Origin of the sequence: Vibrio sp. YT-17, assembly GCF_033337375.1 — a bacterium.
In the GTDB taxonomy this organism is placed as follows: domain Bacteria; phylum Pseudomonadota; class Gammaproteobacteria; order Enterobacterales; family Vibrionaceae; genus Vibrio; species Vibrio alginolyticus.
Map to the genome: position 1 here is coordinate 118,611 of NZ_JAWOQP010000004.1, position 12,694 is coordinate 131,304.

Sequence of the window (12,694 nt, forward strand, 5' to 3'; positions counted from 1 at the left end):
AACGGTAGCACCTAAACGGGTGCTACCAAACCTCTTCTATCCTACTACAACCATGGCTCAAAAGAGCTTGGGAGGCACTAATGTATTTACCACAAGAAATCATTCGTAAAAAACGTGACGGTGAAGTACTTACCGCAGACGAAATCAACTTCTTTATTCAAGGCGTAGCGAACAACACGGTATCTGAAGGTCAGATTGCGGCGTTTGCTATGACGATTTTCTTTAATGAAATGACCATGGATGAGCGCATCGCCTTAACGTGTGCAATGCGTGATTCGGGCATGGTTATCGACTGGAGCCACATGAACTTCGGTGGTCCAATTGTCGACAAACACTCAACCGGTGGTGTGGGTGACGTAACTTCTTTAATGCTTGGCCCAATGGTGGCAGCGTGTGGCGGTTTCGTACCTATGATCTCTGGCCGCGGTCTTGGTCATACAGGCGGTACGCTGGATAAACTTGAATCTATCCCTGGTTACAACATTACGCCGAGCAACGATGTTTTTGGTCAAGTAACCAAAGACGCTGGTGTGGCGATCATCGGTCAAACTGGTGACCTTGCTCCTGCGGATAAGCGTGTTTACGCGACTCGTGATATTACCGCAACGGTAGACAATATCTCCCTGATTACGGCGTCGATCCTTTCTAAGAAACTGGCGGCGGGTCTGGAATCGCTAGTGATGGACGTAAAAGTGGGTTCAGGTGCATTTATGCCAACTTACGAAGCGTCTGAAGAGCTAGCAAAATCAATCGTTGCGGTAGCAAACGGTGCTGGCACTAAAACTACGGCAATTCTTACGGACATGAACCAAGTATTGGCGTCTTCAGCGGGTAACGCAGTGGAAGTTCGTGAAGCGGTTCGTTTCTTAACGGGTGAATACCGTAATCCTCGTCTACTTGAAGTGACCATGGCTTCATGTGCTGAAATGTTAGTACTTGGCAAGCTTGCTGAGAACACAGAAGACGCACGCGCAAAACTGATGGAAGTGCTGGATAACGGCAAAGCGGCTGAGTGCTTCGGCAAGATGGTTGCCGGTTTAGGCGGCCCTGCGGACTTCGTAGAAAACTACGACAACTACTTAGAAAAAGCAGCAATCATTAAGCCAGTTTACGCAACAGAAACGGGCATTGTCTCTGCAATGGATACACGTTCTATCGGCATGGCTGTGGTTGCTATGGGTGGTGGTCGTCGTGTTGCTACTGATGAAATCGACTACGCAGTTGGTTTCGACGAGTTCATCCGCCTAGGTGAGGTCGCAGACAGTGATAAACCTCTTGCGGTCATCCACGCTCGCACTGAAGAGCAATGGGAAGAAGCGGCAAAAGCACTGCGCAGTGCAATCAAAGTAGGTGGTGAATACACACCAACTCCAGAGGTTTACCGCCAAATTCGTGCAGAAGATATCTAATAGAACAAGTAATTACACAAGGCCTACTCAACCATAATAAAAAGCCGAGTGGGCCTAAGGAACGAGCAATGAAAAGAGCATTTATTTTAGTACTAGACTCATTCGGTATCGGTGCAACTGCCGACGCTAAAGAATTTGGTGATGTAGGTTCAGACACACTAGGTCACATCGCTGACCAATGTGAAAAAGGCTTAGCAGATAACGACAATCGCCAAGGTGCACTTCGCCTTCCAAATCTATCGAAACTTGGTTTGGCAATGGCGCATAAAGAATCGACAGGTCGCTTCGCACCTGGACTAGACGCAGACGCTGAAATCATTGGTGCATACGGTCATGCAGCAGAGCTTTCTTCAGGTAAAGACACGCCGTCTGGTCACTGGGAAATCGCAGGTGTTCCTGTTCTGTTTGACTGGGGTTACTTCACTGACAAAGCAAACAGCTTCCCGAAAGAATTGACTGACCGCATTCTGGAGCGTGCAGGTCTTGACGGTTTCCTAGGTAACTGTCACGCGTCTGGTACTCAAGTTCTTGACGATCTTGGTGAAGAGCACATGAAGACTGGCAAACCAATCTTCTACACGTCTGCTGACTCTGTATTCCAAATCGCATGTCACGAAGAGACTTTCGGTCTAGACCGTCTACTAGAGCTTTGCCAAATCGCACGTGAAGAGCTAGAAGATTACAACATTGGTCGTGTTATCGCGCGGCCATTCGTTGGTGCTGGTAAAGGTCAATTTGAGCGTACAGGTAACCGTCGTGATCTTTCTGTAGAGCCACCATCAGCAACGGTTCTTCAGAAGCTCGTTGATGAGAAGCAAGGCAACGTGGTTTCTATTGGTAAGATTGCTGATATCTACGCAAACTGCGGCATCACTAAGAAAGTGAAAGCGACAGGTATCCCTGCATTGTTCGAAGCAACGCTAGAGCAAATCAAAGAAGCGGGCGACAACACGATCGTATTCACTAACTTTGTAGACTTCGACTCAGCTTACGGTCACCGTCGTGACGTAGCGGGTTACGCAGCGGCACTTGAGTACTTCGATGATCGTATCAACGAAGTGCTAGAGATTATGGAAGAAGACGATGTGCTTATCCTAACGGCAGACCACGGCTGTGACCCAACATGGCCAGGTACTGACCATACTCGTGAGCACATCCCAGTATTGGTTTATGGTCAAAAAGTACCAGCTGGTTCTCTTGGCCGCCGCGAAACATTCGCAGATATCGGTCAAACATTGGCAAGTTACTTCGGTACTTCTCCAATGGATTACGGTAAGAACTTCCTATAATTAGTTAGGTTTTTGAAAACTAGGAGCTTGATAGCTCCTAGTTTTATGTTTGCAGTATGTAAATGCTGCTTGTCGGAAATGAGAATACTCTGGCTTATATCGCCTTAAGCGCGGAGCGCTAGAGAAAGGTTAAGGAAAAGAAAATGGCAACTCCACATATCAATGCTGAAATGGGTGCATTTGCAGACGTCGTACTGATGCCTGGTGATCCACTACGTGCAAAATACATCGCAGAGACTTTCCTTGAAGATGTCGTTCAAGTGTGTGACGTTCGTAATATGTTTGGTTACACAGGTACATACAAAGGCCGTAAGATCTCGGTAATGGGCCACGGTATGGGTATCCCATCATGCTCGATTTACGCGACTGAACTAATCAAAGACTTCGGCGTGAAGAAAATCATCCGTGTTGGCAGCTGTGGCGCAGTGAATGAAGACATCAAAGTGCGTGATGTTGTGATCGGCATGGGTGCATGTACTGACTCTAAAGTGAACCGTATCCGCTTTAAAGGTCATGACTTCGCGGCAATCGCAGACTACAACATGGTTCGTGCGGCAGAAGACGCTGCAAAAGCTCGCGGTATTGACGTTAAAGTTGGTAACCTATTCTCAGCAGAGCTTTTCTACACGCCAGATCCAGAAATGTTCGATGTAATGGACAAGTACGGCATTGTTGGTGTTGAAATGGAAGCGGCTGGTATTTACGGTGTTGCGGCAGAATACGGTGCAAAAGCTCTGACAATCTGTACGGTTTCTGATCATATCAAGACTGGCGAACAGACTACATCTGACGAGCGTCAAACGACATTCAACGACATGATGCTAATCGCACTAGATTCAGTATTGCTTGGTGACGAAGAGTAAGCGACGAAGAGTCATTCTATTTTTCGCTCTCAAGAGCTAAAAAAACAGCCCACACATTGCGGGCTGTTTTTATATGAGTTGTTAGCGCTACCTAGTTACTTGGTTAGCAGCAGGTTTGGCGCTTTTTTACGACGTATCGGTTGTCGACGTAAAATCAAGATGAACAACATACCACAGACAAAGCTCATTAAGACCATCATGTACATATAACGATCGCTCTTGCGATAGTGGTGGTCAGAAATAGCCGTCACCCGGCCCGTCTCAAAGGTCACGCGAACAAAACCGATAAGCGCACCATCTGCAAAAACTGGTTCAACCAACTGCTGGCGACCAATGGAAGCTGTTGCCAAAGGCGTATCCAGGCCAAGAACTTCGCGTACCGATAATGCCTCTTCACTAGACGCTAAACGTACACCCTGTGCATCGTAGATTGTTGCATCAAACACTAAACGGTCTTGTGCTAGCTGGTTTGTTAGCTGAAGTAATCGTTCTTGATCTTTAGTTAAAATCATCTCACTGGCAGAAAGAGACGCCTGTGAAATCAAAACTTTGGTGAGCGTTTCAAGCTGTTGTGCTTGAATTTTCTCATTACCCTTACTGATCACAACACTGTTTTTTATTGTGATAAACAACATCACACACAGTAGGATTAGTGCCAGAATTCTTAGGGCATTCCTTACTGAGAACAAAGATTCACTCATGCTCTTTACTCATCCATTTAAAATAAAACAAAGACTTGCCTTTTTAGTTTGTTGAGGTAACGTTTTAGCAAAGTCATAAGGGATTATATACATGGACGCGTCAAAAAGCTTGCCTATCAGAAAACATACGACACTTTTAAAACGATTACCCGAGACTCGATTTGCCTCCCAATTAGATAAAGCAAAAGCAAACTGGATCGTATTTGCTGAGTACCTTTCGCCAAGTCACTTCGAAGACATTGATTTCTTCACCGGCTTTTACAACCCAATACTAGAAACGTGGAAAGTTGGCCAATATGAAGTAGCCCTGATGGCCGGAGAGTTGACTCCTCAACATGAAACGATCTTACAAAGTCTCAACCTAGATTACGCCTCGCTTAATGAAGTGCCCGATCTATCAACCCAAGGGTTGATTGTATTTGATATGGATTCAACGGCGATCCAGATAGAGTGTATTGATGAAATCGCGAAACTGGCAGGAGTAGGGGATGAGGTCGCTGAAGTCACTGAACGTGCCATGCAAGGTGAGCTGGATTTTGAGCAAAGTTTACGTCAGCGAGTTGGTAAGCTCAAAGGTGCCGATGAATCAATTCTTGAACAAGTTCGTTCCCAGTTACCATTCATGCCGGACTTTGAAGCGCTAATTGCGACGTTGAAAGCCTTGGGCTGGAAAACAGCGATTGCCTCCGGTGGTTTTACTTACTTCTCTGATTACATCAAAGATAAAGTCGACCTAGATTTTGCTCGTTCCAATCAATTAGAAATTATTGACGGCAAACTCACGGGTAACGTACTTGGCGATGTGGTAACGGCGCAGATGAAGTCAGACATTCTAGTGGAATTGGCGGATGAATATGAAATTGAGCAGCACAACACGGTCGCTGTCGGTGATGGCGCTAATGATCTTGTGATGATGTCGGTGGCAGGATTAGGGATTGCGTATCACGCAAAACCAAAAGTGGAAGCTCAAGCGCAATCTGCGATTCGCTTTGCTGGGTTAGGCGGTGTGCTCTGTATTTTATCTGGCGCATTGGTGAAGCAGCAAAAGGTTAGCTGGAAAGCTAAACCTTAACCATCCATTCAAAAACACCGCCAGAAAGGCGGTGTTTTTTTTCAATTTGGTATGACTTTGAATTTACTCGGTTAACTCCAATCTAATTACAACCTCTTCAGTAATGTCTTCAAATTCACTGTAACCAACGAGCGCCGTCAACTCTTTTTCTAACTTGCTTGCTTGATGTACACCAAATTGGGTTAAGTCACTTAAATCTTGTTGCAGTAATGATGTCATCGGATCGAAAATTGGCGCAGTAGAAAGGCGAATCACGTAAAAGTCACCCATCATTCGCGCTTTCTTTATAAATTGAATCCGCTCTTTTACGCTGTTGAACTCTTGATGAAGCTTTGACTCAATGCCTGTAATTTTATTGCCTACTTTTGCGGCGCTTATGTAGATATCCTGATGTCTGGCTTGAGCACCTTCTACACGTTTTATTGGCTCTGCGATTAATGTGCTTGTCCGGCCTTTAAAGATAGGTTCAAGTGACAACAGTTGGTCATGCCCAAGACGGGCAAAAAGCTCAATGTGTTTAGGTAGCGGCAAGTTCACCCCGATAACGGGGGTTTTGATTGAAGATGACGTACTCTTACTGATAAAAATGGGCGTGCTCAGCGTACGCGAGAGCAACATGCAGTGCAGCCTTTCAAGTAGAGCATTACTTGGTAGCGTCTCTTTTTGCGGGATTAGCTTGTCTTGATTGTGCTCGATAATGCTGTTGAAAAAAGCGATTACCTTCATGGTTTGGCTGCTTTCATCAATAACTAGCTGCACGCTACAACCGTCTGGGCTTACACGAATTACTCGGTATGGCACCGACATTAACGGCAATTTTTTATCGTAGAGTTGTAATTCTCGAAAGTTGATTCTTACCTCTTGCCCAGAACGTAACATCGTAGGCTCACTTAGCCTAATTCCGAGTCCTCGTTTGGAAAGGTCAACAGTACAGCCGCCTGTTTTAGTTTGTCCTGAGTACAACTCTAAAGGTGTTTTAAAACGATAACGAGGCTCTTTTCGACGAGACTTTGCATCAAAATAAATGCCCTTTGGATTGCCGATAACTCTTCTCGGATGACGAAACGCGTTTAACGTATTAGCGGGTAAGCGCGGCTTTTCAGTTAGCAGGTAATCCTGCCCTGATTTTTCGTCAGCAATTTCTTGCAAAATACCAATATGAGTCAGTGATTGAGACGTTTCTGCTAACTCTGGAGAGAAAGCTGCTAGGTCTTCCTGTTCTTGCTCAGATAGTTCAAAGATTGAAATTCTAAAGGCGCGCCAACTCTCTCGTTTGCCACCTAAATGCCAAAATAGCTGGCGCTGTTCGCGAGTTGCTTCAGGGCGAAACATCGAATAGAAATAGGTTCGATTCTCGTGCTCGTGAGTAAATGAATAAAGGACATTGGTTGTTCCTTTCACACCAGGCTTAATGAGTGACGCGATGCGTTGCTCGTTGAATAAGGAACCAAACATTTGCTGGTTTCTCTCATCGTGCCAGTATTGCCAAAGCTTTTGATTGTTTGGCGTTAACATTGCTAATTTTAGGTCACTACCATCAAAGAATAGAGGCAAGCTGCTGGTGTGCTTTAGTGCGATGTGCTCATAACCGCGAGTTCGAGCTCGAATAATCTTGTCTTGATTGTCGTGACGAGCCCTTTTAGCAGCACTGTTGAGCGCTTCATCTATCACTCTGGTGACGACATTGGTGTCAGTTAAGCGTATGGTTCTGAGGTATCGAACTGAGTCATTTTCGTAACAGTCATCAACCGCGAGTATGCGGTATGCAAGCGGTTTCTCTATACCTGCAACGTTAGATTTGCTGGCAAATTCAGTAAACGTGACCTGAATAATTTCCCCAAGGTTATATTTAAATGCGCTAGGGACTTTGAACTTTGCGCCAGAGCTAGATAAATCAATGCTTAATCCATGAAGAAGCTGTCCTTTAGAACGGCAAATTTCAACTTGAGATTGGACTTTCAAGCGTTTTTCTTGGCGCTTTAAATCGTAGCCTAGGTGAACGGGTTCTGCTAAGAACGGGCTTTTAGGATCCGTTAACGATTGCGTTTTTTGCTGAGTAAGGCGCTTGCTCATTACGCGAAAGTTATTTCGCGTGTTGACCAATGCTTCCCACATTCCTTCCGTGTAGCAGCCAAACTTTTTGATGTTTTTATGGTAAGCGTTGAAAGCAACATCATCCAACCAATGTGGAATACCATCCAAAATATACTCGCGACATTCGCCTTGAACGCGACCTCGCAAATCAATGCTTTTTTTGCATGGAGCCATTAAGCGGTTAAGTTCCATTTTAACCAAAATTTTGGCCGAAGGCGGCTCTTCCTCGGTCAGTTGGCCAAGGACAAAGTCAAAGTCATTCGTACCGTAAACGGGAATGAGTCGTTCTGCGAGCGAGAGAATTTCAGATTGCTGCATTATTTCTGTTAGAGTATGTCGTTACTTTAAATTGTATCGGCTAAGCGAAGTAATACTTAAGTATATCAATAGTTCATTTCAGTTCAGGTCTGACTTGGCTGTGCTTAGTCACATTTGTAGAAAAAATTGAGGCATCATGGCGAAAGCAAAACGAGCGTATGTTTGTAATGATTGTGGCGCGGACTTTCCCCGTTGGCAGGGGCAGTGTAACGCATGTGGTGCATGGAATACGATAACAGAAGTACGTATCGCTGCATCGCCAACCGTTGCTCGCAATGAACGCTTAAGCGGCTACGCTGGTTCCGCAACAGAAGCTACGGTTCAAACGCTATCCGAAATTGATCTGCAAGAAGTACCTCGCTTCACCAGTGGGTTTAAAGAGCTTGACCGCGTGTTGGGTGGTGGTGTTGTGCCAGGTGCCGCAATTTTGATTGGTGGTAACCCTGGTGCAGGTAAATCAACCCTTCTGTTGCAAACCATGTGTAGTTTATCTGCGCAAATGCCAACGCTTTACGTAACCGGTGAAGAGTCGTTACAGCAGGTGGCAATGCGTGCTTCCCGATTGGGCTTGCCGAAAGATCATTTAAAAATGCTATCGGAAACGAACGTCGACAAAATTTGCCAAATCGCCGAAAAAGAGCAGCCTCGTATAATGGTAATAGACTCGATTCAGGTGATGCACGTTTCTGATGTTCAATCGTCGCCTGGCAGTGTTGCTCAGGTACGTGAATCTGCGACGGCTCTGACACGATACGCAAAACAGAATAATGTTGCGGTATTTATTGTTGGTCACGTAACAAAAGATGGTACCCTTGCGGGCCCCAAAGTTCTTGAACACATTATCGACTGTTCGGTACTACTCGATGGTGGAACGGATAGCCGATTCCGCACTTTGCGTAGTCATAAAAACCGTTTTGGTGCTGTGAATGAGCTTGGTGTATTTGCAATGACAGGCCAAGGATTGAAGGAAGTGAGTAACCCATCAGCGATCTTCCTTTCTCGTGGTGAAGAAGAAACATCAGGCTCTTCAGTCATGGTGGTTTGGGAAGGCACGCGCCCTCTACTAGTAGAGATTCAAGCGCTGGTGGATTACTCGCAGTTAGCCAACCCTCGTCGTGTTGCGGTCGGCTTGGAGCAGAACCGCCTATCACTTTTGCTCGCTGTGTTGCATAAGCATGGTGGCTTACAAATGGCAGACCAAGATGTCTTTGTTAATGTGGTTGGCGGTGTTAAGGTGACGGAGACAAGCGCTGATCTTGCTTTAGTTATGGCGCTTTTATCGAGTTTTCGTGACCGTCCACTCCCTAAAGATGTGGTGATTTTTGGTGAGGTAGGGCTTGCGGGCGAAATCCGTCCAGTGCCAAGTGGGCAAGAGCGTTTGAATGAAGCGTTCAAACATGGTTTCAAGAAAGCCATCGTGCCAGCAGCCAACATGCCGAAAGGTGGCATCCCTGGCATGCAAATTCACGGCGTTAAGAAATTGTCGGAAGCGATAGAGGCTTTTGACGAGCTGTAATGCTCATAAGAATGGTATTTGTGCAATCACAAACTGTTCTATCCGTCCTCAATAAAATGCGAATAAAGTACATAAATTGCTGTGTTTGACTATGCTTTGGGGACGGAAATTTCACGTTAAAATTTTTTTTCTTCCATCCGCACGCAAGGGTATCAGTATTGACAGAATGTGATATACTCTGCGCGCACTTTATACCTTATTAACAGAGTAAGACAATGACTGATTTATCAAAATACAGAAACATTGGTATTTTTGCTCACGTAGACGCGGGTAAAACTACCTCTACAGAGCGTATCCTAAAGCTAACTGGTAAGATCCATAAGATCGGTGACACTCACGACGGTTCAACTACTACTGACTTCATGGAGCAGGAAGCTGAGCGTGGTATCACAATCCAGTCTGCAGCAACAACTTGTTTCTGGAACGATCACCGTCTAAACATCATCGATACTCCTGGACACGTTGACTTCACTATCGAAGTTTACCGTTCTCTAAAAGTACTTGACGGTGGTATCGGTGTATTCTGTGGTTCTGGTGGTGTTGAGCCTCAGTCAGAAACTAACTGGCGTTACGCTGACGAATCACACGTATCACGTCTGATCTTCGTTAACAAACTAGACCGTATGGGCGCAGATTTCTACAAAGTTGTAGATCAAGTACAGAACGTACTAGGTGCTACACCTCTAGTTATGACTCTACCTATCGGTATCGAAGAAGATTTCGTAGGTGTTGTAGACGTACTAAGCCAACAAGCTTACGTATGGGATGAGTCTGGCCAACCAGAGAACTACGAAGTTCAAGATATTCCAGCAGACATGGTAGAGAAAGCTGCTGAATACCGTGAAATGCTAATCGAAACTGCTCTAGAGCAAGACGAAGATCTAATGATGGCTTACCTAGAAGAAGGCGAAGAGCCATCTCTAGAAGACATCAAACGTTGTATCCGTAAAGGTACTCGTGATCTAGCATTCTTCCCAACTTACTGTGGTTCAGCGTACAAGAACAAAGGTATCCAACTTATTCTTGACGCGGTAATTGATTACCTACCATCTCCAACAGAAGTTGATCCACAGCCTCTAACTGATTCAGAGACTGGTGAGCCAACTGGTGAAGTTGCGACTGTATCTGCAGACGAGCCACTACGTGCTCTTGCATTTAAGATCATGGATGACCGCTTCGGTGCTCTAACCTTTATCCGCATCTACTCTGGTAAGATGAAGAAAGGTGACACAATCCTTAACTCTGCAACTGGTAAAACAGAGCGTATCGGCCGTATGGTTGAGATGCACGCGGACGAGCGTAACGAAATCGATTCAGCACAAGCTGGTGACATCATCGCTGTAGTTGGTATGAAGAACGTTCAAACTGGTCACACTCTATGTGATCCTAAGCACGAATGTACTCTTGAGCCAATGATCTTCCCAGATCCAGTAATCTCTATCGCAGTTAAGCCTAAAGATAAAGGCGGTTCTGAGAAGATGGGTATCGCGATCGGTAAAATGGTTGCAGAAGATCCATCATTCCAAGTTGAGACTGATGAAGATTCAGGCGAAACTATCCTGAAAGGTATGGGTGAACTTCACCTAGACATCAAGGTAGATATCCTTAAGCGTACTTACGGCGTTGAGCTAGAAGTTGGTGCTCCACAGGTTGCTTACCGTGAAACTATCACTCAAGCAATCGAAGATAGCTACACGCACAAGAAACAGTCTGGTGGTTCTGGTCAGTTCGGTAAGATCGACTACCGCATCAAACCAGGTGAGCCAAACTCTGGCTTCACGTTCAAATCAACAGTTGTTGGTGGTAACGTACCTAAAGAATTCTGGCCTGCAGTTGAGAAAGGCTTTGCGTCAATGATGGAGCACGGTGTTCTAGCTGGCTTCCCTACTCTAGACGTTGAAGTTGAACTATTCGACGGTGGTTTCCACGCAGTTGACTCTTCAGCTATCGCTTACGAAATCGCAGCGAAAGGTGCATTCCGTCAGTCTATGCCTAAAGCTGGCGCGCAACTTCTTGAGCCAATCATGAAAGTTGACGTGTTCACTCCAGAAGATCACGTTGGTGACGTAATCGGTGACCTTAACCGTCGTCGTGGTATGATCAAAGACCAACAAGCAGCTTCTACTGGCGTACGTATCAAGGGTGATGTACCTCTATCAGAAATGTTTGGTTACATCGGTACTCTACGTACTATGACTTCTGGTCGTGGTCAGTTCTCTATGGAGTTCTCACACTACGCACCATGTCCAACAAACGTTGCAGAGCAAGTAATTGCTGACGTTAAAGAGCGTAATGCTAAGAAGTAATTCTTAAGTTAACTCTATAACTTGAAAGCCCCGCTTAGTGCGGGGCTTTTTGTATTTAGCAGTCTTATACGCAGAGCGTGTTTGTTTTATTCCTATTTAGCGTTTGTTTTGATGATTGTTATGATGCCGTTCTAGTGCTGTTGCCTTTTAGGTCAATGGTCTTAAAGTCTGGTACCACTGACTTTTCAAATATTTCTATTTCTTCCTTCAACCATTGCGCAAACAATTGAGCTTTAGGTCTTTTTAAGTAGCCTTTTGGCGCACACAAGTAATACGCAAAGTTGGGCTTGATAGCGATATCTCCAATTCGGACCAATTTGCCAGAACGAAAATATTGATGAGCTAAACTGTGTTTTACTAATGCCACGCCTTGAAGTGATAGTGCAGCCTCAAGCACGAGATGTGATCCACTGTATTTTAAGGTAGGCTTTGCTGCGCAGTAACCCAAGGTTGCTAACCACATATTCCAATCAAGATCAGGCCAAACATCTTCAATCAGCTCAGCTTTGCTTAAATCCTCGATGTTATAGATCCCGTGCTCTTTCTGGTACACCGGATGACAAGCTGGATAAAAAGCTTCGTCCATTAGCCATTGTGATTCTAAATTGGGGTACTTTCCTAAACCGTAACGAACACATAAATCTATCTGGCTATCTTGAAAAGACACCAAATCATTGGTTGGTTCTAATAGCAAGGCGATATCAGGGTGACGCTGACGAAAAGCCGTAATTTTCGGGACTAACCAATGATGAGCGAAAGAGGGGAGTGTTGATATCGAAAGGTGGTTCGGGTTTGGATCTTGATTGACTAATCTTACCCCTTGCTGCAAATGAGCAAACCCTCTTTCTGCCTGACTAAACAGTAGCTCTCCCTCAGGTGTGAGCACGATTTTTCTGTGCTGACGAACAAATAGGTCCGTGCCTAAGAACTCTTCTAAATGACGAATTTGCTGACTAATGGCCGCTGGCGTAACAAACAGTTCTTTTGCTGCCGTTTTAAAGCTTCCTTCCTTTGCTGCAACGAAAAAGTAATACAAGCCCTGTAAGGGAGGCATTCGATCTTTCACATTAGTTTTCCTTAACTCTATGGCAGATTCTATCGTTTGAGGATATCAGCGTAGTCGCTG

Annotated in this window: 9 protein-coding genes; 6 read left to right on the forward strand and 3 right to left on the reverse strand. The window is 45.2% G+C overall.

The genetic code is table 11. The features are described 5' to 3' along the window. Nucleotides 1–80: 80 nt before the first annotated feature. From deoA to deoD, 3 genes are all read left to right on the forward strand, one after another. Complete coding sequence (deoA, locus tag R7F67_RS05680) at nt 81–1,409, forward strand: thymidine phosphorylase (RefSeq protein ID WP_213907997.1); 1,329 nt, start codon at nt 81–83, stop codon at nt 1,407–1,409. A gap of 68 nt (nt 1,410–1,477) precedes the next feature. Next, entirely contained in the window at nt 1,478–2,698 is a 1,221-nt protein-coding gene (locus R7F67_RS05685; RefSeq protein WP_085569826.1) for a phosphopentomutase, read from the forward strand. 143 nt (nt 2,699–2,841) lie between these two features. After that, nucleotides 2,842–3,561: a purine-nucleoside phosphorylase gene (gene deoD, locus R7F67_RS05690; protein WP_005380140.1), complete on the forward strand. Its 720-nt coding sequence runs from the start codon at nt 2,842–2,844 to the stop codon at nt 3,559–3,561. Nucleotides 3,562–3,656: 95 nt separating this feature from the next. On the opposite strand, the gene R7F67_RS05695 is transcribed toward deoD, so the two are convergent. Then, on the reverse strand, nt 3,657–4,262 hold the full coding sequence (locus R7F67_RS05695) for a YtjB family periplasmic protein (RefSeq protein WP_005391677.1): 606 nt from the start codon (nt 4,260–4,262) through the stop codon (nt 3,657–3,659). 91 nt (nt 4,263–4,353) lie between these two features. Between R7F67_RS05695 and serB the strand changes: the two genes are divergently transcribed. Further along, complete coding sequence (gene serB, locus R7F67_RS05700; RefSeq protein WP_005386439.1) at nt 4,354–5,334, forward strand: phosphoserine phosphatase; 981 nt, start codon at nt 4,354–4,356, stop codon at nt 5,332–5,334. Between the two features lie 63 nt (nt 5,335–5,397). Here serB and R7F67_RS05705 read toward each other — a convergent pair whose 3' ends face one another. After that, nucleotides 5,398–7,746 (reverse strand): PilZ domain-containing protein, encoded by a 2,349-nt coding sequence (locus tag R7F67_RS05705; RefSeq protein WP_005380143.1) that lies wholly within the window; start codon nt 7,744–7,746, stop codon nt 5,398–5,400. Nucleotides 7,747–7,882: 136 nt separating this feature from the next. On the opposite strand from R7F67_RS05705, the gene radA reads away from it, so the two are divergent. Both radA and fusA read left to right on the forward strand, forming a co-directional pair. Continuing rightward, a complete protein-coding gene (gene radA, locus R7F67_RS05710; RefSeq protein WP_005386443.1) occupies nt 7,883–9,262 on the forward strand; it encodes a DNA repair protein RadA in 1,380 nt (459 codons plus the stop codon). 215 nt (nt 9,263–9,477) lie between these two features. Further along, nucleotides 9,478–11,568: an elongation factor G gene (gene fusA / locus R7F67_RS05715; protein ID WP_005386444.1), complete on the forward strand. Its 2,091-nt coding sequence runs from the start codon at nt 9,478–9,480 to the stop codon at nt 11,566–11,568. 118 nt (nt 11,569–11,686) lie between these two features. On the opposite strand, the gene R7F67_RS05720 is transcribed toward fusA, so the two are convergent. Further along, nucleotides 11,687–12,634: a LysR substrate-binding domain-containing protein gene (locus R7F67_RS05720; protein ID WP_318057097.1), complete on the reverse strand. Its 948-nt coding sequence runs from the start codon at nt 12,632–12,634 to the stop codon at nt 11,687–11,689. Nucleotides 12,635–12,694 lie beyond the last annotated feature (60 nt).

Bases quoted from the DNA above. Each gene is read 5' to 3' on its own strand.
- fusA (WP_005386444.1), top strand. From the start codon at position 9,478: ATGACTGATTTATCAAAATACAGAAACATTGGTATTTTTGCTCACGTA.
- radA (WP_005386443.1), top strand. From the start codon at position 7,883: ATGGCGAAAGCAAAACGAGCGTATGTTTGTAATGATTGTGGCGCGGAC.
- deoA (WP_213907997.1), top strand. From the start codon at position 81: ATGTATTTACCACAAGAAATCATTCGTAAAAAACGTGACGGTGAAGTA.
- serB (WP_005386439.1), top strand. From the start codon at position 4,354: ATGGACGCGTCAAAAAGCTTGCCTATCAGAAAACATACGACACTTTTA.
- deoD (WP_005380140.1), top strand. From the start codon at position 2,842: ATGGCAACTCCACATATCAATGCTGAAATGGGTGCATTTGCAGACGTC.
- R7F67_RS05695 (WP_005391677.1), bottom strand. From the start codon at position 4,262: ATGAGTGAATCTTTGTTCTCAGTAAGGAATGCCCTAAGAATTCTGGCA.
- R7F67_RS05705 (WP_005380143.1), bottom strand. From the start codon at position 7,746: ATGCAGCAATCTGAAATTCTCTCGCTCGCAGAACGACTCATTCCCGTT.
- R7F67_RS05685 (WP_085569826.1), top strand. From the start codon at position 1,478: ATGAAAAGAGCATTTATTTTAGTACTAGACTCATTCGGTATCGGTGCA.